Origin of the sequence: Oceanobacillus kimchii X50 (assembly GCF_000340475.1) — a bacterium.
In the GTDB taxonomy this organism is placed as follows: domain Bacteria; phylum Bacillota; class Bacilli; order Bacillales; family Amphibacillaceae; genus Oceanobacillus; species Oceanobacillus kimchii.
This window is the reverse complement of record NZ_CM001792.1, coordinates 736561-757688: the sequence shown is the minus strand read 5'-3', so window position 1 is coordinate 757688 and position 21128 is coordinate 736561. Positions and strand designations below refer to the sequence as shown.

The 21128-nt window shown below is 36.9% G+C and carries 21 protein-coding genes and 4 pseudogenes; 17 read left to right on the top strand and 8 right to left on the bottom strand.

The genetic code is table 11. The features are described 5' to 3' along the window. The first annotated feature begins 436 nt into the window (after positions 1–436). A complete protein-coding gene (locus C794_RS04140; protein WP_017795872.1) occupies positions 437–1792 on the top strand; it encodes a sodium/glutamate symporter in 1356 nt (451 codons plus the stop codon). A gap of 451 nt (positions 1793–2243) precedes the next feature. Here the strand turns inward: C794_RS04140 and C794_RS20125 are convergent, their stop codons facing one another. Beyond that, complete coding sequence (locus tag C794_RS20125) at positions 2244–2885, bottom strand: NAD(P)-dependent oxidoreductase (RefSeq protein WP_420872752.1); 642 nt, start codon at positions 2883–2885, stop codon at positions 2244–2246. Here C794_RS20125 and C794_RS21340 point away from each other — a divergent pair. From C794_RS21340 to C794_RS04090, 10 genes and pseudogenes are all read left to right on the top strand, one after another. Beyond that, a pseudogene (locus C794_RS21340) lies at positions 2877–3005 on the top strand (YdcP family protein); the annotation flags it as partial. The gene C794_RS20125 and the pseudogene C794_RS21340 sit on opposite strands and share 9 nt — an antisense overlap. Then, the gene (locus C794_RS04130) at positions 3005–4342 is read left to right on the top strand and encodes an FtsK/SpoIIIE domain-containing protein (protein WP_017795870.1); all 1338 of its coding nucleotides are present in this window, start codon (positions 3005–3007) and stop codon (positions 4340–4342) included. The pseudogene C794_RS21340 and the gene C794_RS04130, both read left to right, overlap by 1 nt. A 229-nt stretch (positions 4343–4571) precedes the next feature. Beyond that, on the top strand, positions 4572–5774 hold the full coding sequence (mobT, locus tag C794_RS04125; RefSeq protein WP_017795869.1) for a MobT family relaxase: 1203 nt from the start codon (positions 4572–4574) through the stop codon (positions 5772–5774). A gap of 26 nt (positions 5775–5800) precedes the next feature. Beyond that, entirely contained in the window at positions 5801–6022 is a 222-nt protein-coding gene (locus C794_RS04120) for a hypothetical protein (protein WP_010097509.1), read from the top strand. A gap of 167 nt (positions 6023–6189) precedes the next feature. Further along, positions 6190–6690, top strand: coding sequence for an antirestriction protein ArdA (locus tag C794_RS04115; protein ID WP_017795868.1), 501 nt, complete (start codon positions 6190–6192; stop codon positions 6688–6690). Between the two features lie 61 nt (positions 6691–6751). Continuing rightward, the gene (locus C794_RS04110) at positions 6752–7144 is read left to right on the top strand and encodes a conjugal transfer protein (protein ID WP_017795867.1); all 393 of its coding nucleotides are present in this window, start codon (positions 6752–6754) and stop codon (positions 7142–7144) included. Further along, positions 7128–9581: a conjugal transfer ATPase TcpF gene (gene tcpF / locus C794_RS04105; RefSeq protein ID WP_017795866.1), complete on the top strand. Its 2454-nt coding sequence runs from the start codon at positions 7128–7130 to the stop codon at positions 9579–9581. Before C794_RS04110 ends, tcpF begins: the two co-directional genes overlap by 17 nt. Continuing rightward, positions 9562–11760: a CD3337/EF1877 family mobilome membrane protein gene (locus C794_RS04100; RefSeq protein WP_026133716.1), complete on the top strand. Its 2199-nt coding sequence runs from the start codon at positions 9562–9564 to the stop codon at positions 11758–11760. Before tcpF ends, C794_RS04100 begins: the two co-directional genes overlap by 20 nt. An 8-nt stretch (positions 11761–11768) precedes the next feature. Continuing rightward, positions 11769–12778, top strand: a pseudogene (locus C794_RS04095) (bifunctional lytic transglycosylase/C40 family peptidase). A 15-nt stretch (positions 12779–12793) separates the two neighbouring features. Next, a complete protein-coding gene (locus C794_RS04090) occupies positions 12794–13705 on the top strand; it encodes a conjugal transfer protein (protein WP_017795863.1) in 912 nt (303 codons plus the stop codon). A 34-nt stretch (positions 13706–13739) separates the two neighbouring features. Here the strand turns inward: C794_RS04090 and C794_RS20290 are convergent. Continuing rightward, positions 13740–13889 (bottom strand): annotated as a pseudogene (locus C794_RS20290) (TetR family transcriptional regulator); the annotation flags it as partial. A 323-nt stretch (positions 13890–14212) separates the two neighbouring features. On the opposite strand from C794_RS20290, the gene C794_RS04080 reads away from it, so the two are divergent. Further along, positions 14213–14965, top strand: coding sequence for an alpha/beta fold hydrolase (locus C794_RS04080; protein ID WP_017795861.1), 753 nt, complete (start codon positions 14213–14215; stop codon positions 14963–14965). A 66-nt stretch (positions 14966–15031) separates the two neighbouring features. Here C794_RS04080 and C794_RS20795 read toward each other — a convergent pair whose 3' ends face one another. After that, a complete protein-coding gene (locus tag C794_RS20795) occupies positions 15032–15172 on the bottom strand; it encodes a hypothetical protein (RefSeq protein ID WP_017795860.1) in 141 nt (46 codons plus the stop codon). Between the two features lie 187 nt (positions 15173–15359). Here C794_RS20795 and C794_RS20635 point away from each other — a divergent pair. Next, positions 15360–15481 (top strand): annotated as a pseudogene (locus tag C794_RS20635) (TetR/AcrR family transcriptional regulator); the annotation flags it as partial. Positions 15482–15804: 323 nt separating this feature from the next. After that, on the top strand, positions 15805–16407 hold the full coding sequence (locus C794_RS04060; protein WP_017795857.1) for a hypothetical protein: 603 nt from the start codon (positions 15805–15807) through the stop codon (positions 16405–16407). A gap of 308 nt (positions 16408–16715) precedes the next feature. On the opposite strand, the gene C794_RS20790 is transcribed toward C794_RS04060, so the two are convergent. The 5 genes from C794_RS20790 to C794_RS04040 form a co-directional block, all read right to left on the bottom strand. Continuing rightward, the gene (locus tag C794_RS20790; RefSeq protein ID WP_195891533.1) at positions 16716–16853 is read right to left on the bottom strand and encodes a hypothetical protein; all 138 of its coding nucleotides are present in this window, start codon (positions 16851–16853) and stop codon (positions 16716–16718) included. A 122-nt stretch (positions 16854–16975) separates the two neighbouring features. Next, positions 16976–17563: a GrpB family protein gene (locus C794_RS04050; RefSeq protein ID WP_051042498.1), complete on the bottom strand. Its 588-nt coding sequence runs from the start codon at positions 17561–17563 to the stop codon at positions 16976–16978. A gap of 9 nt (positions 17564–17572) precedes the next feature. Then, the gene (locus C794_RS20965; protein ID WP_230199317.1) at positions 17573–17755 is read right to left on the bottom strand and encodes a hypothetical protein; all 183 of its coding nucleotides are present in this window, start codon (positions 17753–17755) and stop codon (positions 17573–17575) included. 34 nt (positions 17756–17789) lie between these two features. Further along, positions 17790–17990: a DUF5946 family protein gene (locus C794_RS20960; protein ID WP_230199332.1), complete on the bottom strand. Its 201-nt coding sequence runs from the start codon at positions 17988–17990 to the stop codon at positions 17790–17792. Positions 17991–18210: 220 nt separating this feature from the next. Then, positions 18211–18816, bottom strand: coding sequence for a TetR/AcrR family transcriptional regulator (locus C794_RS04040; RefSeq protein WP_017795854.1), 606 nt, complete (start codon positions 18814–18816; stop codon positions 18211–18213). 96 nt (positions 18817–18912) lie between these two features. Between C794_RS04040 and C794_RS04035 the strand changes: the two genes are divergently transcribed. The 3 genes from C794_RS04035 (at position 18913) to C794_RS04025 (ending at position 21127) form a co-directional block, all read left to right on the top strand. Next, positions 18913–19626 (top strand): GAP family protein, encoded by a 714-nt coding sequence (locus tag C794_RS04035; RefSeq protein WP_017795853.1) that lies wholly within the window; start codon positions 18913–18915, stop codon positions 19624–19626. Between the two features lie 24 nt (positions 19627–19650). Then, positions 19651–19872, top strand: coding sequence for a hypothetical protein (locus tag C794_RS04030; protein ID WP_017795852.1), 222 nt, complete (start codon positions 19651–19653; stop codon positions 19870–19872). A 127-nt stretch (positions 19873–19999) separates the two neighbouring features. Continuing rightward, complete coding sequence (locus tag C794_RS04025) at positions 20000–21127, top strand: acyltransferase family protein (protein WP_230199316.1); 1128 nt, start codon at positions 20000–20002, stop codon at positions 21125–21127. The last annotated feature ends 1 nt before the right edge of the window (position 21128 follow it).

Here is a 21128-nt window from a genome sequence, read left to right as displayed (position 1 = left end):
ATAGACGTGCTCTTTTCACTATATTTTTTGTTATTTGCTTGTACTTTGGTTAATAGACAAACTTTATGCACTAATCATTCTTCGATTTTCTTCGAATTTCCATATTTTAAGCTCTGTTGAGCGGGAGTCACCGTTTTCAATTAAAATTAGGCTTACCTATTATCCAAATATAATATTTATGCCCCATAACTATTTGTAGTTGTGGTATTAGATAGAATGTTATATAGCATGGCTGAAGCAACTGTGAGCTCTTACAACAGCTCACAGTTGCTTCTTTAATTAATAGTAAACTATATCAAAACTCTCAGATATGGTATAATAGATAGTCTATGTATATCCTCCAAACCTGTAGCAATAAGCTATCACTTTCTACAAACTCTCACACCAAATCCTAAACAGTCGTTTAAAAAATAAATGAAGGAGGAATTTTATCGAAATGGAGAATTTTACAATTTGGTCGTTAATGATAGATATAAGTATTATTTCTGGATTACTATTAGTTGGGACCATTTTACGTGCAAAAGTGAGGTGGATTCAATCCTTATTCTTACCAGCTAGTATGATTGCAGGATTTCTAGGGCTTGCTTTCGGTCCTAGTGGATTAGGAATTCTACCTTTTTCCGAACAATTCAGCGTTTATCCGAGCTTGTTAATTGCTGTTATTTTTGCAGCAATACCTATCGGGGCTGCAAAGGTACGTTTATCTGAAGTTTTTCATCGTGTACGCAATATGTTTTCATACTCGATGATTCTTACATTATCTATGTGGGGCATTGGTGTTTTATTCGCTATGCTTATTCTTAACCCCATCTTTAATGATTTGCCAAATGGATTTGGATTAATTTTAGGAGCAGGTTTCTTAGGTGGACATGGTACAGCCGCCGCCCTTGGAGAAGGCTTAATCCATGCTGGATGGGAAGAAGCGATGGATCTTGGAATGACATCAGCAACAGTCGGATTACTAGTTGCTGTTTTAGGTGGATTATTTCTTATTAAGCATAGTACAGAGAGTGGAAAGACACAGTTTATTACTAGCTTTAAAGACCTTCCATCTGAATTAAAATCGGGTTTAATGCCAAAATCAAAGAGATTCAATATGGGACAAGAAACGGTGTCCTCGAGTTCCATTGACCCACTGGTATTACATCTGGCTATTATTGCTTTTATCATTGGTATATCTTATTGGCTGACAAATACACTTTCTGATTTAATTCCAGCAATATCCATTCCATTATTTAGTGTTGCATTTATACTCGGTTTATTATTTCAAGCTATCAGTCGACGAATAAAATCAGATAAATATGTTGACGGTCGTGTGATGGAGCGTATAGGAGGTACTGCAACCGACTTTCTTGTTGCTTTTGGTATTGCTTCTATAAATATAACAGTGGTTATGGATTACGCTCTACCACTAATTCTCCTTTTTGCTTTTGGAACATTGTGGGCTTATCTGTTATTCCGCTTTGTCGGTCCAAACATATTCAAAGAATTCTGGTTAGAGAAATCAATTTTTGGTTGGGGTTGGAGTACAGGAACCGTCGCTATGGGACTTGCACTATTACGAATAGTTGACCCCGAACTTAAAAGTCGCACACCTGAAGACTATGCCCTTGCTTATGTAGGTGTGGCCCCGATTGATATTATTATTGTTACCTTTGCTCCAATTCTATTCGCGCTTGGATTCACATGGGCTATACCAGTAGTTCTTCTACTTGGTGCAGCAGCTATTATCGTCATCTACAAAGTCATAGGATTATGGGGACAAGGTAAACATGAGAACACATCAAACTAACGTATTCGACTTGTTTCTTAAGAGTACTATTTTATAAAAGAAAGATAAACCCGAATGAATAGGTTTTGAAACCCGCGTAAGAAATATACTCCGCTTTCCATGGGCGGCTGGTGAGCCTTCGGATGCTCCGCATTCCGGGGTCTCGCCTAGGCCCCTTCCCCATAGGAAGGAGTCTCCGTATATTTCTTACGCTTATTAAGGTTATCATCCGACTCTTGGCAAAACTTATTGTTATGTCCCGTTAGCTTTGAGTTTGATAACTTTGGTTCGTAATTTTATGATTATCTACGATTAAATACGAATCGTTTATAGGATTATTATTCATGAAGCTGGTTAAAATTTCTTGTACTCCTTTTTGAATTCTTTCTTGCGCTTCTACAGTCATACCAGAATAGTGAACAGTAAGTCCAGTCTGTTTAAGCGCTCGCCATGGATGATCTTTTGGTGCAGGCTATGGATACCACACATCACCACCATAACGGATTTTACCTTTATTTACTGCTTCTGCTAGGGCATCTTTTTCAACTATGCCACCTCTTGCGCAATTAACTAAAACCGCATCATCTTTCATTTGGCTGATAACATTTTTATCAAACTTATTCTTCGTATCTTTCGTTAGTGGAGACTGAACAATAACGACATCTGAAGTTTGAATCAACGTATCGAAATCTACATAATCAATTCCAATTTCATTTTCCAAATCTTCTTTTCTATATGGATCATGATATTGTAATTCTACTTCAAACGGTTTCAATCGCTTGGCTGTAAGCTCGCCTATGCGACCCAAACCAAATATACCTACTTTTTTCCCGACAATATCATGAGCTCTAGCACCAACTTTTGGCAAATCCCATTCCCCTTCTACAGCTTGGCGATGACCTTCTTCATAGTTTCTCAAGAGTAATAACGCTTCCATTACATTTTGCTCTGCTACACTTACATTATTACTACCAGGTATTTCAGCTACAGTAATATTTTTTTCAATTGCTGCATCTAAATCAACATGATCCGATCCAATTCCTGCTGTAATAGCTAACTTAAGATTTTTCGCTTTATCAATTCTTTCCTCTGTAACATAAGCCCCGTCGCAAATGCAACATTCCGTGGCGCAGATGTTGATTGGTACATTAAAGCAGATGATTTAGTCTTAAAGGGAAAAGCGGCAACATCGACTAGTAATGTTTCAAAATCTACCCCTGATAAGGAAAAATAATGAAAACTTTTAAGAGACGAGGGAAACGCATTAAAGAAAAAGATGCTTCCCTCGTCTTTCAATTTATATTCTTTGGATTGACTGGTGTATGGCTCGTTTCCTTTATCCCTTTTCATCTGTCATTTTTACTCTCTACCACGTGGCAATTGGATGTGTTTCAAATACACTTTTTTAGCACATATGGATGGGTGACCTTGTTAATCAGTCTTGCCTTAACCGCTGGATGTGCGTATCTCTATTATCGCTATCGGTATGACAAGATAAAGCAAGTCATTCATCGTCAAAAGCTCGCAAAAATGATTCTGGAAAATGGCTGGTACGAAACGAAACAAGTCACACAAGAGGGTTTCTTTAAGGACATTCCATCCAATAAAACTAAGGAAAAAATCAGCCATTTTCCAAAGATATATTACCGATTTGAAAAAGGATTACTTCATATTCAAGTGGAAATTACACTTGGGAAATATCAAGATCAGTTGTTGAATCTTGAAAACAAACTGGAAAGTGGGCTGTATTGTGAATTAGTTTCAAAAGAGTTACACGATTCCTATGTGGAGTATATCCTTTTTTATGATATGAGTGTGAACCGTATTCCGATTGAGGAAGTCATTGCCCAAAATGGCAGCTTAAAACTGATGAAATCACTCTATTGGGAATATGATAAATTGCCGCATATGTTAATCGCCGGTGGAACAGGCGGTGGGAAAACGTACTTTATTTTAACTTTGATTGAAGCCCTACTCAAAACAGACGCAAAATTGTATATCTTAGATCCGAAAAATGCAGATTTAGCGGATTTAGCCACTGTTATGCCAGATGTCTATTATAAAAAGGAAGACATGATGGCATGTATTGACCAATTTTATGAAGCTATGATGGTTCGTAGTGAAGAAATGAAACAGATGAAGGGTTATAAAACAGGAGAAAACTATGCTTATTTAGGCCTATCTCCTCACTTTTTAATTTTTGACGAGTACGTAGCTTTTATGGGAATGCTTGCTTCTAAGGAAAATACAGCGGTGTTAACTAAGCTAAAACAGATTGTTATGTTAGGACGACAAGCTGGCTTCTTTCTTATCCTCGCCTGTCAGCGACCAGACGCAAAATACCTTGGGGACGGCATTCGAGATCAATTTAATTTTCGGGTTGCTTTAGGTCGTATGAGTGAGCTCGGGTATGGAATGATGTTTGGAAGCGACGTACAAAAACAATTTTTCTTAAAACAGATTAAAGGCCGGGGGTATGTCGATAAAGGGGATAATGTCATTTCTGAATTTTATACACCCCTTGTCCCCAAAGGTCACGATTTTCTAAAAGAAATTGGTAAATTAGTGTAATAAAGGCTGCCCAGTGCGGCGGCGTGCGAAGCGAAAGCCGCTGTGCTGGGCAAAGCCTGCGTGGCGACAGCCACGCCTTAACCCCCCATTTCTAACAGGGGGGTAGAAAAACAATAAGAAACTGTTCCAAAAGCTAATAACACCTGATGGCGCAACGGTTTGGAACATACGGAGAAGATGTCAGCTTTTAACCTTTAGTTGACATCTTTTTTAGTTTGGAGGAATGCACATGAACCAAGTACCTTGGTATCAACAATTAAAGGAAAAACGACTGGAATACGGTGTGTCTCAAAATAAACTGGCTGTTCATATTGGGATTTCAAGACAATATATGAGTGAAATCGAAACAGGAAAAGTAACTCCTTCCGATTCACTACAAGCTGCCTTGTTCGATATTTTAGAACAATTTAACCCAGATGCTCCATTAGAAATCTTATTTGATTATGTGCGGATTCGATTTTTAACGACAAACCCGAAACCAGTTATTGAAGATATTTTGAAACTTAAAATGGAATACATGTTACATGAGGATTTTGCATTTTACTCTTATATGGAACAATACGTTTTTGGTGATATTGTGGTCATGGTTTCTCCTGATGAAGACAAAGGCTGTTTACTTGAACTTAAAGGAAAAGGATGCAGGCAATTTGAGAATTTCCTACTAGCACAGCAACGAACATGGTTCGATTTTTTTATGGAAGTGTTTCGTGTTGGTGGAGTTTTTAAACGAATTGATCTTGCGATAAACGATAAAACAGGGATATTGGATATTCCATTTCTGACTAACAAATGTCGTAATGAAGAATGTATCTCTGTTTTCCGTAGTTTTAAAAGCTATCGTTCTGGTGAACTTGTGCAGAGTGAAGACAAGCCTGACATGGGAAATACGTTATATATTGGTTCTTTAAAAAGTGACGTGTACTTTTGTGCGTATGAAAAGGATTATGAACAATACGTGAAATATGGAACATCACTCGAAGATACGGACATGAAAAATCGTTTTGAAATCCGTTTGAAAAATGATCGTGCTTACCATGCGGTTGTCGATCTAATGATGTATGAAGACGCTGGACGGACTGCCTTTTCGATCATTAATCGGTATATTCGTTTTGTCGATAAAAACGAGGAAAAACGTCGCAGTAGTTGGAAAATGAATAAGGAATGGCAACGATTTTTGGATTTGGGTGTGAATAGAAAAATTTCATTAACGACAAAGCCCGAACCTTACACTTTTGATAAGACACTCAGATGGCTAGCTCATCAAGTCGCCCCAACTTGGAAACTAGCGACAAAGATAGATGAACTCAATCAAACGAGTGTAATTAAGGATATGTTGGAACAGACAGAGTTATCCAAGCGCCATCAAAAAATACTCATGCAACAAACCATTCCTATAGAGAAAGTGATTCAACCATCATCAGATAACGAATGATTAACTTATGAAGGGAGAAAATCCAAATGAATTTTGGGCAGAATTTATACAACTGGTTTCTAAGTAATGCACAATCGTTAGTATTAATGGCAATTGTCGTGATTGGAATTTATTTAGGCTTTAAACGGGAGTTTTCCAAATTGATAGGCTTTTTAATTATTGCTTTGGTTGCGGTTGGATTAGTCTTTAATGCGGCCGGAGTGAAAGATGTGTTGTTAAATCTCTTTAATCGAATCATAGGGGCTTAAATTATACCGTTTTTTTGTGGAAGATAAGTGGTCTTCTTATGTTCTGCAAAAAAATGGTGGACCAAACGGTAGTGCGGTAGGGATTAACAAGCCTCATTTGTGTATCAGCAGATAATAAGCTGCTGCTTTTTTTATGGTTATTTTTAATAAAAAGGATGTGATAACCAATGGAAATGCAGGTCTATATAGCTAACCTCGGAAAATATAATGAGGGTGAATTGGTTGGTGCTTGGTTTACCCCACCCATTGATATGGAAGATGTGAAAGAACGTATTGGTTTAAATGACGAATATGAAGAATATGCAATTCATGATTTCGAGTTGCCCTTTGAGGTGGATGAATATACGCCGATTTCTGAAATCAATCGGTTATGTGCAATGGTTCAAGAAATCGAAGGCTCTCCTTTATATGATGCACTATCAGAAGTGCAAGGCTATTGGTTTGATAGTTTGGAAGAATTACTGGAACATCAGGATGACATCATTTGTTATTCTGATTGTGAAAATATGGAAGATGTTGCGAGATATTTGATAGAAGAAACAGGCGTACTTGGGGAAGTCCCTGCTAACTTACAGAATTATATTGATTATAGAGCTTTTGGACTTGATCTTGAAATTGAAGGCAGCTTTCTTGTGACGTCACATGGTGTATTTGAATATGTTCAATAGTTGGAGAAGCAGCTTGTTATTGGACAGGCTGTTTTTTCTATGTGTGAAAGGATGATTCTATTTGAAAAAATTAAAGAGCTACACACGTATTTGGTCGGTAGAAAAAGTCATCTATGCAATTAATGATTTTCCCTTACCCTTTCCCGTAACATTCAATCAAATGTCATGGTTTGTCCTTTCACTTCTAGTGGTGATGTTACTTGGGAATCTTCCCCCACTCTCTTTTATTGATGGAGCGTTATTAAAATATATCGGGATTCCAGTTGGTTTGACATGGTTTATGAGTCAGAAAACATTTGATGGCAAGAAACCGTATAGCTTTCTCAAGTCAGTATTGACATATTGGTTCCGGCCTAAAGTGACTTATGCAGGAAAACCCGTCAAACTTCAACGTGTGAAGGTAAATGAATCCATCACTGCTGTGAGGAGTGAAGTCCATGCGTTATCCGATTAAATACCTTGAAAATAATCTTGTTTTCAATCATGACGGCGAATGTTTTGCCTATTATGAGTTGTTGCCATATAATTATTCCTTTTTATCGGAGGATGAGAAAATACAAGTACATGACCACTTCCGTCAATTAATTGCCCAGAATCAAGACGGCAAAATTCATGCCTTACAGATCAGTACCGCAAGCAGTATTCGTTCGGTGCAGGAACGAAGTAAAGAGTTAGTGACAGGACGATTAAAAGAAGTTGCTTATGAGCGTATTGATGACCAAACGGAAGCCCTTGTTTCCATGATTGGTGAACACCAAGTAGACTATCATTTTTTTATCGGGTTTAAACTATTGCTGAATGAAGAAGAAGTCAGTATGAAAGCAATGGGGAAAAACATCAAAAATTCACTTTCTTCATTTGTCCGTGATGTAAACCATCACCTGATGGGAGATTTTGTTTCCATGCCTCATGAAGAAATCAGACGTTTCTCTAAAATGGAATCTTTACTACAAAACAAAATATCTAGGCGTTTTAAAGTACGCCCTCTAGATAAAAATGACTTTGGCTATCTGATTGAACATCTTCATGAACAAACAGGAATTGCTTATGACGAATATGACTATGCCCTCCCTCTAAAGAAATTAAAAAAGGAAACTTTAGTGAAGCGTTATGATCTGATTAAACCGACTCGTTGTTTGATCGAGGAAAACCAACGTTATTTAAAAATCGAACAGGAAGAACAGACGACTTATGTTTCTTATTTTACCATCAACTCGATTGTCGGTGATCTTGAATTTCCATCCGATGAAATCTTTTATTATCAACAACAACAATTCGATTTCCCAATCGATACGTCCATGAATGTAGAAATAGTCACCAACAAAAAAGCCTTGTCTACCGTGCGAAATAAGAAAAAAGAACTCAAAGACTTGGATAATCATGCCTGGGAATCCGATAACGAAACAGGCAGTAATGTTATCGACGCATTGGAACAGGTGAACGAATTAGAAGACGTTCTCGACCAAACGAAGGAATCGATGTATAAGTTAAGTTATGTGATCCGAGTTTCTGCCCCTAATTTAGACGAACTTAAACAGCGTTGTAATGAGGTGAAAGATTTTTATGACGATTTAAACGTGAAACTCGTTCGTCCATTTGGGGATATGTTGGGCTTACACAGTGAATTTATCCCAGCTAGTAAGCGTTATATGAATGATTACATTCAATATGTTACGTCTGATTTTCTTGCAGGACTTGGATTTGGGGCAACACAAATGTTGGGAGAAACGGAAGGGATTTATTTTGGTTACAACTTAGATACGGGAAGAAATGTCTATCTCAATCCAAGCCTAGCCAGTCAAGGCGTAAAAGGTTCTGTCACCAATGCGTTAGCATCTGCATTCTTAGGTTCACTCGGTGGTGGGAAATCCTTTAGTAATAACCTGCTTGTCTATTATGCGGTTCTTTTTGGTGGTCAAGCTCTCATTGTTGACCCAAAAGCGGAACGAGGAAAATGGAAAGAAACATTGCCCGAAATTGCTCATGAAATAAATATTGTCAATTTAACGAGTGAGGAAAGCAATAAAGGACTACTTGATCCTTTTGTCATTATGAAAAAGAAAAAGGATTCGGAAAGTCTTGCGATTGATATTCTTACCTTTCTCACGGGTATATCGAGTCGAGATGGAGATAAATTCCCTGTATTACGACGAGCGATACGCGCTGTTGGTCAACAAGAGGAACGTGGTTTACTCCTTGTGATTCATGAATTAAGAAGTGATCCCAATCCATTAGCTGGCCCCATCGCTGACCATATCGAAAGTTTTACCGATTATGACTTTGCCCATCTTCTCTTTTCGGATGGAACGGTGAAAAATTCGATTAGTTTAGAAAAACAGTTGAATATGATTCAAGTGGCGGATTTAGTGTTACCAGACGCAGAAACAAGTTTTGAGGAATATACAACGATGGAATTATTAAGTGTCGCCATGTTGATTGTCATTTCTACTTTTGCGTTAGATTTTATTCATTCGGATCGCAGTATTTTTAAAATCGTCGATTTGGATGAAGCCTGGTCCTTCCTGCAAGTTGCACAAGGGAAAACACTTTCTAATAAATTGGTTCGTGCAGGACGTGCCATGAATGCTGGTGTCTACTTTGTTACCCAGAATGCAGATGATCTAACCGACGAAAAATTAAAAAATAATATCGGTGTGAAGTTTGCTTTCCGTTCCAGGGATATGACAGAAATTAAGAAAACTCTTCAATTCTTTGGTGTAGATTCGGAAGATGAATCGAATCAACGACGCTTACGAGAATTAGAAAACGGGCAATGTTTGATTCAAGATTTATATGGACGTGTTGGGATTATTCAAGTCCATCCTGTTTTTGAAGATTTATTTGATGCATTCGATACTCGGCCACCTGTAAATGAAAAGGAAACGAGGTGACAATGTGAACAAACAAAAACTAAAAAAGATAATTTTAACGGTAGTGCTGATTAGTGCTGCCGTTTTCCTATGTCTTCTATTACTTGGTACTTTTGCGCAAGCTGCGGGATTAGTCGATGATACGGTATCAGAAGATAATTTGTATTCTAAATATGCTCTTGACCATTATCAACTCGATTTTTATGTGGATACAGGTTGGGATTGGCTACCGTGGAACTGGAATGATGGAATTGGGAAACAAGTCATGTATGGGCTCTACACGATTACCAATTTTATCTGGATTATAAGTTTGTATTTGTCTAATGCGACAGGCTATTTAATTCAACAAGCCTATTCACTCGATTTTATTTCACAAACAGCGGATGCCATCGGGAAAAACATGCAAACATTAGCCGGGATTACAGCAAGTGGTTTTGGCAGTTCGGGCTTTTATGTAGGTTTTTTGCTTCTTTTCATTTTAGTGATTGGGATTTACGTGGCATATACAGGATTAATGAAACGGGAAACGACGAAAGCCATTCGGGCGATCCTAAACTTTTTAGTCGTTTTTATTTTGTCGGCCTCCTTTATTGCCTATGCCCCAACGTATATTGCTAAAATTAATGACTTTTCGGCAGATATTAGTCAGGCAAGTTTAGATTTAGGTACTAAAATCTTGATGCCTAGCTCTACTAGTCAGGGAAAAGACAGCGTTGATATGATACGGAATAACCTCTTTTCTATTCAAGTGGAACAGCCGTGGATGCTATTACAATTTGATGATTCGGATAAAGAAACGATTGGCGAAGAACGTGTTGAGAGCTTAGTTTCTATCAATCCTGATACGAATAACGGAAAAGATCGTGAAGATGCTGTTAAAGCAGAAATTGAAGATCATGACAATAAAAATTTAACGATTACGAAAACGACCACTCGCTTAGGAATGGTCTTCTTTTTATTTCTGTTTAATATCGGTATCTCCATTTTCGTGTTTCTACTATCGGGAATTATGATTTTCTCACAAATTCTATTTATCATCTATGCCATGTTTTTACCCATCAGTTTTTTACTGTCAATGATACCCACCTTTGAAAACATGGGGAAACAAGCGATTATGAAATTGTTTAATGTGATTATGTTACGAGCTGGCATTACCTTGATTATTACAGTTGCCTTTAGTATCTCATCCATGCTTTACAGTTTAACAACAAGTTATCCGTTTTTCTTGATTGCCTTTTTACAGATTGTGACGTTTGCGGGCATTTACATGAAACTTGGTGACATTATGAGCATGTTTAACCTGCAAAGTAATGATTCCCAACAGGTCGGACGTAAAGTCATGCGTCGTCCTTACCGAATGTTCAATCGGGGTAGTCGGCGATTACAGAGAACAATCGGACGCACCCTTGCAGGGGCGACAGCTGGAGCAACAGTCGGGGCAATGGTTGGAAAATCAAAGCAAACAAAAGGTTCCTTCTCCCCTATTCGACCGTTACAGCGGCTAACATCAACCGCAAAGACCAATAAAGAACGCCAAAATGACAGTACGAAACCAACAACTTTGAGCCAGAAAGTAGGTCAAGTAACAGGAAGAATGCTTGGTGCGAAAAATCAATTCCGTGCGAATATAAAACACCGTAAGGAGCAATTGCATGATTTACCTACTACTGCTCAATATGCGGTGATGCAAGGAAAAGAACAGCTTACAAAACCTGCCCGTGATTTTAAAGAAGGTATGAAGCAAGCAAAGGAAAAGAGACAAAAAACACATGCAGAGCGTCAAGCAAAACATCGTCAAACCATTGCAGATAGGCGGCAAGCATTGGATAAGAAACGTACCCCTTCTCGAAAGACTGCTAGTTATGAACGACCAGTCACGCATGATGTCAATGAATCTGCACATGAAGATAGATTAAAGAACCCAACTGTTCAACAAAAAGAAAAGACAAGACCTGTCACAAAAAGCGAGCATATGAAGCAATTCAAATTACAACGACAGTTATCGAGCCCAGACAGAAAAGAGTATTTTACAGATAATCCCAAACAACCTGTTAAAAAAGAAAACCGATCTCCTAATGAAGAACGTTCTCGATCAAAAAATAGTCGGACAATCATCGAGCGTCCTTCTAAACCGTTGAAACGTACAAAACAGAAACAAATCACTAAGCGTCCAATCCATGCTGTTAGGAGGAAACGCTAATGAAAGCCATGAGATTAAAGGTCATGTTAATTACTGGGGGATTAGGCTTTCTTGCCTTTTAGGATTGTTAGCATTTGTAGCTATTTTTATATCGAATGAAGAACATTCATCAGAGCGTGGTGATTTCATTCATGATATAGACAGCATATCGGTAACCGCCGATGTGTTAAAACATCAGCCAATGGTAGAAAAATATGCACAAGAATACGGAATTAGTGAATATGTCTCTACCCTACTTGCCATTATCCAAGTAGAGAGTGGTGGAAAACTTCCAGATGTGATGCAGTCAAGTGAATCTTTGGGACTTCCACCCAATTCTTTAGATACCGAAGCTTCAATTAAACAAGGAACTAAATACTTTTTAGATTTGCTGCGTTCCGCAGAAGCGAGTGGTGTCGATAAGAATACAGTCATTCAAGCATATAACTATGGCGGTGCTTTTATTGATTACGTTGCAAAAAGAGACACACAATATAGTTTTGGACTGGCCGAAAGTTTTGCGAAAGAACGTTCAGGTGGTAGCAGAGTCACTTATTCAAATCCAATAGCCATAAAGAAAAATGGTGGTTGGCGTTACCGTTATGGCAATATGTTTTATGTCGATTTAGTCAGTCAATATTTTATATCGCCTCAATTCGATGATGAAATGGTTCAGATTGTTATGAATGAAGCTTTAAAGTATGAAGGGTTCCCTTATGTTTTTGGGGGAGATAATCCAAATACTTCTTTTGATTGTAGCGGATTAACACAATGGAGTTATCGAAAGGCGGGTATTAACTTGCCCCGAACAGCGCAGCAACAGTATGACGTGACCGAGCATATACCCTTGTCTGAAGCAAAAACTGGTGATTTAGTATTCTTTCATTCCACATATAATGCAGGAACCTATGTCACTCACGTTGGGATCTATGTTGGGAACAACCAAATGTATAATGCTGGCGATCCAATCGGTTATGCAGATTTAACTACTGCCTATTGGCAAAAGCACTTAATTGGAGCTGGACGTATTAAACAATAGAAAGGTTTGAATCAGATGAGAAGATTTTTTAAAAGAAAAGAAAAACAAACGACCGAAACAAAATCCAGAAAAATAAAAGTACGGACTGTCGGTACACGTAAAAAAACAGTAACTCTTTTATGGATATTACTTATTGGTAGCCTAGCCTTTGGAATCTATAAAAACTTTACAGCAATTGATCAACATACCGTTCATGAAAGAGAAATCATTGAAACCAAGATCATGGATATGAATGCGATTGAGAGCTTTACGAAAAACTTTGTGAAAGATTACTACACATGGCAAAATGAAAAAGATTCCATTGAACAACGGGTGGAAAAGATCAGTCAATATTTGACAGAGGAATTACAAGCATTAAATACCGATACCGTAAGAGACGATTTTCCTACTAGTTCCAGCGTAGGTAATATTGATATCTGGTCAGTGTCACCAGAAAATGATAATACCTATGCGGTTGTTTATTCGGTAGATCAAAAAATTATGGAAGATAAAAATAGCAAAATGGTCCGATCCACCTATCGAATCTTATTACATCAAGATAATGTAGGAAACTTAGTAATTATACAAAGCCCTACCTTGTGGAGCTTACCGAATAAATCAGATTATGAGCCACAACAACCTGAAAGTAATGGAACAGTTGACTCTGATACGGTGCAAGAAGTGACAGAGTTTTTGGAGACATTCTTTACATTTTATCCGACTGCAACAGAACAGGAACTTGATTATTATGTGAAAAATAATGCTTTACCACCGATTGGTAAGGATTATCTATTTTCAGGGTTAGTCAAGCCAGTATTCCAGACAATAGAGAACCAAATAAAAGTATGGGTTACTGTTAAATATATTGACGAAGTAACAAAAGCCACACAGTATTCGCAATATATACTCACGTTAGAAAAAGATACAAATTGGATGATTGTCGAGTAAAAATGATTTAGTTTATTTACTGTAGCTTTAGAATAAAGGTTTGATCAATTGCTCCGGTAGACATTCCAGCTTCAGATGCAATTCTTCGGATAGATGCTTTTTCAATGCCTTCCGTTTCAATAATTTTCCAAGCTGTTTCAGCGATCGTTTTTCTTTTGTGATCATGATCAACTATTTTCGGCACTCAAATCACCTCTTGCTTTTATTTCGCACACTGTGTTATTATCATTTCATCACAGTGTGTGAAATAAATAAGGGGGGGTGTTTAAATTCTTGAAATCACTTATTGGAACATTAAAGCGGATGGGCATTATAAAAGTGGTGAAATAGGACCTTCTTGAGCAATTAAATCATTTGTAATGGTACATTAAACTTCCTTTTTAACCGAACAAGTTTATTAAATGGTTTTGTAAACAGTTTGGGAGATAAGAAAAGGAATCTTAGAAATGAAACGAAGATAGTCATGGGGCAATGCCTACTTTTTTCAGGGAAAGGAGATTGAAATAGATGGATCTTCATTACGAAATTAAAGGAAGAGGAAAGCCAGTTATACTACTTCATAGTGGAGCTATGGATTCACGTGACTGGGAATTCATCACACCACATCTTTCAAAGTCGTTCAAAGTAATCACTCTTGATGTCCGGGGTGCAGGGAAGTCACCTGTTCCGAATGAACCCATTGATTATGTTAAGGATCTTAGAAAACTCTTGGATCATCTTAAAATTAAGAAAGGTGCCCTCGTTGGACATTCCCTAGGTGGACAAATTGCAACTGATTTTACTCTGACCTATCCAAAAAGGGTGTCTCAACTGGTATTGGTCGCTCCAGGCCTGTCGGGGTTTAAATTTTCTTCCGAACATGCGGAATTAGAGAGCCGAGTTTCTAAAGTTGCACCAGATGTCGAGAAAATGACTAATATAATATTAAGCGAGCCTTCCTGGAGCGTTTCTTTTGGAAAAGCATACGATTTATTGCGCGAAATGATGATACACAATATTCAAAAGACTTTTGATTGGAAAACATTCGAAACTGTTTCCTCCAATTCAGCAATGGAAAGATTGGGAGAAATTAAAACGAAGACACTTTTTATCATAGGCGAGAAGGACTCAGGAGATCTCTTTAAAATCGCACAATTATATAAGGAAGCTCCCAATATTAACTTTGTGCGTATACCTGGTGCTAATCACATAATCACTTTGACCCACCCTGAGGAAGTTTCCGACCATATCAGTCTTTTTTTGAGCTTACCAGAATGGTAATCAGAAATGACATCTTATCACCATAGACAAATAATTCTAAACCACTTGCGCCAAAACTAGCAAAATCTAAGGTTTTCCATTCACCTGATTCTGTATTTCATTAACTATATCTATGATTTTTATATTTTCTTCATTGAAGTTTTTAAAATTTTTATCATACACAATAAAATAGAGTGCCATTACCCCTGTTCCAGTCAATGAATCCATGGGGCTGTCTCCACCTAAAGAATATTGATAACTTATGACACCTTCACGTCTTGATATCAGTTGGTGAGAAATTAAATGACAAAAGTAATGGCTATTCTCAAACAGCATGACTAGAGCCAGTGGTACCACTGGTTCTCTTTTATACATTAAAAGAGATTAAAGGATTTCCTATTAATAAGGGGTGTTTATGAATGCTCGAAACTATCACGGTTTTCATGCTGTTGGAATAAAGAAAATTATTGAGGAAGCAAATGTAGCTACTATGACGTTATACAAAACCACTTTACATCGAAGGAACAACTAATCGAAAATGATGCTTTTATTAGAAGGGCAACTTCGATGGCAGAAACCGTTGGATCCTAATAAGCAGAAACATGCCATTCATATGTTGAAATCACTTTTAAAAACATGGGACAAGTAGTTGCAGGTCTATGTAAATATCATATATTACCAGAAAAGCCAGTCAATTATTAAGGAGGTGAAAATTAAGTCATATTATTACAAAAAGGAAGGTGAGGTTCAAGCGGAAAAAGTTAAAGAATATCGTGTTGTGGATTTAAAATAAAGTTTAACCGTTTTGAAAAAAGTTGCACTACAATAGATTGACTTTTAATTTAAGAGGAGGAACTTTGATGAAAAGAAAAATGATACGTAATCTGTCTTTAGCTTTAATAGCCCTAGTAGGATTTTTCTCTTTAGTTTTTAGTTTTGAAGGTAGAACAAATGCAGCTAGTTTAACATCGAATCCAGATCAGGATCTAAAAGTTGACACAGTAGATGGAATAAAATATGCACCAGATAAACATAAAAAAATTGTTGGAATGGTAGTTGAAGCAACTAATCAAGGAGAAAAGGTACACGGCTTCTCAACTCCAGAAAAATATGAAGCATATCATCAAAAAGTTACAGAGGGATTATCTAGTCAGTCAATAGGTATAATGGCAAGACCAACTTATTTATATGAACATACTTCGGGTCATGGATATGGAAGATCATTAATTGCGTATCCTGGAACTCAGGTCACTTCTCTGAGTACTGCATGGGATAACAGAATATCTGCTGTATCTGTAGCTCCTGGTTCTTGGATTAGGCTCTATCAAAATCGTTATTATGGTGGTCGTTATTTAACTCTTGTAAGTTATCCAAACAAATACTTTACCACCAATTTAACTTCTTGGGGAATGTCTGGTACTACTTCTTGGAACGACCAAGTCTCATCTTATCGAGTTAGATGAGAAAAACGGTAATGTCCACGAAAAAAGGGAATCTTAAAACAACCATTCAACATTTCTGTGTTTGGATGGTATCACAAACTCACAGTCCTAATTATTGATCTTAGTTCAAAAAACAGGCTACTTTGTGAATAATCAGTCACCTAAAACTTCTAGAGTAAATTATTATTTGTTTATTTAACCAGAGCAAAGAGGAATATGAAGTTTAGAAAAAACTGGGACATTATGCATCATGATCGAAAGGGTTTAATGTCCTTCTATGAGCCTAATTTCTCAATTTTAATGTTGAGAAATTAGGCTTTTATATTTACTTAATGCAAAATAGCGTTTAAATGGTGTGCAATATATCTCCTAAAGTGACATTCTAATGTTCTTGGTCCACCTGGTAAAGCGACAAAGCCATCTGCAAGCTCTGTTTTCCCAATTCTTGAATATCGCTGCCCTGCCACTTGTTTATCATCATGTCCTAAAAAAGAGTTCTCGCATAAACAGTGAATGAATGTATTCCAATTGTTTCTTATCATTAATCTATCAATGGTTATAAGGCTTTCCCATAAGGAATTTGTAAATTTCACCCCTTCTTCTCATCGACTGAGTTTGCCCTTCTCATAATTTCCTGTACTATTGAAGCTTTTGCATCCGCATAGTCTTGGACGTGTTTCCATTTACGGTGAGCTAAGTTACACTTTACGCTTGCATACTTATCTCGATCGGAATGGTTAATTCTTAGCCAATTACGAAATCGCAACATTCGGTCGATTTCAGATGAGCCTTTACTAAATACGTGTAAATTAATATCTGTATCGGGACCTTTAAAAAGTCGGTGTTGAAACCAATCTGGTTCTCGAATACGTAAAGTGTAGCCAGCTTCCTCCAAGTCAGGAACATAAGCACTTTCGTCAGCAGAATCCTTCACAACCAATAGAATATCAATAATTGGCTTAGCACATAAACCTGGCACTGAAGTTGATCCAACGTGCTCCAACTGAAGTACCTTTTTACCAAGTATGGAATAAATTCTTTTAGCCTCTCGGTCAAATAACTTCGGCCATTTCGGATCATAGTCAAGGAGTGTAATTTGTGCATTGTGAGGTTTTAGCTCTCCAACCATTACTTCTTGAAGTTTTTCTTCATTTTTAGATTTTAAATTATCGTGCATCAAAGTCAATTAAATCTCCCTCCATTTCGATTCAACCGAAGCTCCCTTTTCAATTGCATTCTTTTCACCCGCAGCATACACATCGTTTACCGTCATATCCCATTTTGTTAGAACTCTAACTTTTTCTGCAACAGGGATAGGATTAACAATTTTAAATGTTTTATTAGTAGTAACTTCTCTATTCTTTTTCAAAATATAAGGAGTTTCCCAATTGTAATCGCAAGCATCACGGAATAATTTTTTTGTTAGAGCACATCCTTCTAAAGTTGGAAGGATGCTGTAACATGTATCTTGAAACTGTCCAGAAATGAAGAGCATAAAGTTTAGGATTGTTCTGTTCCCAAGCCAGAAGATACCCAAGTTGCTCCCAACAAGATAAACCATCCTCTTCTTTCGCTCCACACTCTATACAAAAGCCATCCTTCATGATTGTATCAATCAAGGGAATCCTCCTTTCTTTGGCTTTGTTCTGTTACCAATTTTTTTACGTTGCTTATTCGTATTTATTTAACCTATTAAAGAATACTCCTCCTTTAATTTAGCAACCATCATTCAACATACATTTATTCCACACTATTTTCCGATTACCCTTTTTTTCTAAAAAACAAAATCTACTAACTCATCGAATAATATTGATAAATGATCAACTAACTCAATTGACTTTCATTGCAGAGTGTTTCTAAATGATAACGGATTACTTCCTTCACCTTATCTGGAGAGTAGACGTCAGGTCTTAACAGAGCATGAATGGACAATCCATCAATTAATGCCGCTAGCCTACTCTTTTCTAATTTTACATTAGTTGAATCAGATAAAATCCCTTGTAGAACTAATATCTCGATCATTGAACTTGCTAATTCATACATACCGTTAGTCATTTCATCTTTTTTTTCTTTTAAAGTATCACTTGTAAGTGACTGAAGTGCAAGGATCCACCAAACACTCGTTTCGATTTTCTTTTCTTCATCAATTGGAATAAGCTCTAATAAAACTTCCGCAACCGCCTGCAATGGATTGTCTGACCAACTTTTACTTTGAGAACGTTTTTTCCCTTCTTCCAGATAATAATCCATGATAAATAATAACATTTCATCCTTAGTTGAAAAATAATGTCTTAACGCTCCAGCAGACATGCCTGCTTCAATAGCAACTCTTCTTATAGATGCTTTTTCGATTCCCTCTTTCTTAATAATACTCCAAGCGGCCTCAGCAATTGACTTCCTCTTTTTTTCATGATTAACAATCCTTGGCATAAAAAATCACTTCCTTTTCTTAACACAGTGTGTTATTATAATTTTAACACACTGTGTTATTTAAATTATAACATATAAAAAGGAGAGACTCTATATTTGATCGAAAGTATTGAAGCATTAATGCCTTCTTCATCAATAGACACATCGATAGCTTTGCTAATTATTTCTATTTGCGCATTAATTGATATATTAAGTCCTGGTGTACTTGCTGTAACAGCCTATTTATTATTGACACAGCCTAATCAATTATCTTCTCGCTTGCTTGTTTTTTTGTTTATTACGCAGTTTGGCTACTTCATAGTGGGCTTATTCCTATACTTTGGTGGAGATTCACTATTGAAAGGAATCGGAAAATTATCTGAATTTGACTTTATCAATTGGTTTTATCTCCTTTTTGGAGCAGTTATTGTTCTAATTAGCTTCTGTAAACCAAATGATAATACAAAAAAACGTTTAATTTCATTTATACCCCAAAAAACAACGATGAAAGGGATGATCATGTTAGGTATCATTGTTTTTCTAATTGAATTTGTAACTGCGTTGCCTTACTTTTATTCCATTTTGTTAATGAATCACCTAACAATTGAGCCTTCCTCTTCTATCTTTATTATAATTGGCTACAATCTTGTAATGGTGCTTCCTTCTCTTCTTTTGTTAGGGGTTAATATTATGTTTAAAGAGAGACTGCAACAATTTCTAAATAAAATTAGATCAAAATTAAATGAAGCTCCGATTTCCTCACTGTTGGTAGCGATAGGAGTAGTAGGTGCAGTTTTTTTCAATATCGGTCTTAGAGGAATATTAAATTAAAAAATTATTAATGAGGTGTTCATCATGAAAGAAATAATCAGTGGACTTGGTCTACTTTTTGTTATACAGGGAGTAGGCGGATTAATTAATCATTTGACTAATGGTGGAAAAAGCTGGTTTTTGGTAAATTATATTAATGCGTTTCAGGGATTTGAAATTGTTATGGACATTATTTTTATTGTAGTTGGTGGGGTCATAAGTTTAGCCTCTTGGAAAATAGGCGGATCAACTAAAAGAGAAAATTAAAATATAGAGCAAATAGGACGGTTTATACATAGCCGTCCAGTTTGGCGGATGCTCCGTTGAAATATATTTTTAAATGTTTATAGAGAGGAACATAAGAATTATTATGAATTCAAGACATATAGGGAGCTTGTCTCCCCAAAAGGAAGAACGATTATATTTTATTGATAATCTAAGAGGAGCTCTTACAGTGTTGGTTGTGTTTCATCATTTGGTGTATTTTTCCATCTATAACGAGGTATTAACACAAGGGTCTATTGGGGTTGTAATGGGCCTTCTATTTCTTGCTTTTAACCAGACTTTCTTTATGGGGACATTTTTTCTTATTTCTGGTTACTTTGTCCCTTTATCTTTTGAACGAAATGGGGCAACTCGGTTTATCAAGGATAGATCTATCCGATTCCTAATCCCATTTATCTTCTATATTTTCATTCTTAGCCAAGTTCAAGCAATTGAAGCCTATATACTTAACCAAAAGCCATTTACATGGCAAACCTATTTTTCACATTTAACTTACGGCCCGATGTGGTACGTCGAGCTACTTTTCGTATTCGTTTGTTTATACGCAGTCTGGGCGAAGTTTATGAGTAAAAATAAGCTATCAGTAGTTCGGCAGAGTACGCCACCCACCTACAGGATGTTTACAGTCTTTGTAATGATATTAGCAGCAGGATACTTCACCATAAGACTGTGGGTTCCTGCTCTTGATTTACCCGGTGGATCTCCCGAGGTTCAATCATTTGTTGGACTTTTTACAGCAAGCGGCTATGATCTCCCACAATATGTCGGGCTATTCATTTTGGGTATCATCGCTTACCAACGTAATTGGTTTCGAAATACTCCTGATTCTATGGGGAGGGCGGGTTTTGGAATTGCAATTGGAGCATCGATTCTTCTTCTACCCTTAGTCTTGATATTTGGGGTAGACGGATTACAGTTTTCTGGCGGCTGGAACTGGACATCTTTGGTTTATTCTCTGTGGGAAGCTCTATTTTGTGTTGGCGTCATTCTCGGATTAATCATATTCTTTCGCGAAAGAGTTTTTCATCAAGGAAAAGGTTGGAGCTTCTTGTCAGCCCATTCTTTCGTGATTTACATCATTCATATACCGATTATCGCTATTGTTATTGCTGGATTGAAGGTCATCCACTTTCCACCATCCTTCATGTTTCTAGCTATGATTCTGATCACGTTACCACTTTGCTTCTTGTTAAGTTATATAATTAAGCAGATTCCCTTTGCGTCAAAGATTCTTTAGG

What these genes read in the sequence shown, in the direction of transcription:
- C794_RS04115 (WP_017795868.1), top strand. Translation starts at nt 6,190, where the DNA reads ATGGAAATGCAGGTCTATATAGCTAACCTCGGAAAATATAATGAGGGT.
- C794_RS04080 (WP_017795861.1), top strand. Translation starts at nt 14,213, where the DNA reads ATGGATCTTCATTACGAAATTAAAGGAAGAGGAAAGCCAGTTATACTA.
- C794_RS04030 (WP_017795852.1), top strand. Translation starts at nt 19,651, where the DNA reads ATGAAAGAAATAATCAGTGGACTTGGTCTACTTTTTGTTATACAGGGA.
- mobT (WP_017795869.1), top strand. Translation starts at nt 4,572, where the DNA reads ATGAACCAAGTACCTTGGTATCAACAATTAAAGGAAAAACGACTGGAA.
- C794_RS04090 (WP_017795863.1), top strand. Translation starts at nt 12,794, where the DNA reads ATGAGAAGATTTTTTAAAAGAAAAGAAAAACAAACGACCGAAACAAAA.
- C794_RS04100 (WP_026133716.1), top strand. Translation starts at nt 9,562, where the DNA reads ATGAAAAGGAAACGAGGTGACAATGTGAACAAACAAAAACTAAAAAAG.
- C794_RS20795 (WP_017795860.1), bottom strand. Translation starts at nt 15,172, where the DNA reads ATGGATTCATTGACTGGAACAGGGGTAATGGCACTCTATTTTATTGTG.
- C794_RS04040 (WP_017795854.1), bottom strand. Translation starts at nt 18,816, where the DNA reads ATGCCAAGGATTGTTAATCATGAAAAAAAGAGGAAGTCAATTGCTGAG.
- C794_RS04140 (WP_017795872.1), top strand. Translation starts at nt 437, where the DNA reads ATGGAGAATTTTACAATTTGGTCGTTAATGATAGATATAAGTATTATT.
- C794_RS04120 (WP_010097509.1), top strand. Translation starts at nt 5,801, where the DNA reads ATGAATTTTGGGCAGAATTTATACAACTGGTTTCTAAGTAATGCACAA.
- tcpF (WP_017795866.1), top strand. Translation starts at nt 7,128, where the DNA reads ATGCGTTATCCGATTAAATACCTTGAAAATAATCTTGTTTTCAATCAT.
- C794_RS04060 (WP_017795857.1), top strand. Translation starts at nt 15,805, where the DNA reads ATGAAAAGAAAAATGATACGTAATCTGTCTTTAGCTTTAATAGCCCTA.
- C794_RS20960 (WP_230199332.1), bottom strand. Translation starts at nt 17,990, where the DNA reads ATGAAGGATGGCTTTTGTATAGAGTGTGGAGCGAAAGAAGAGGATGGT.
- C794_RS04130 (WP_017795870.1), top strand. Translation starts at nt 3,005, where the DNA reads ATGAAAACTTTTAAGAGACGAGGGAAACGCATTAAAGAAAAAGATGCT.
- C794_RS04050 (WP_051042498.1), bottom strand. Translation starts at nt 17,563, where the DNA reads ATGCACGATAATTTAAAATCTAAAAATGAAGAAAAACTTCAAGAAGTA.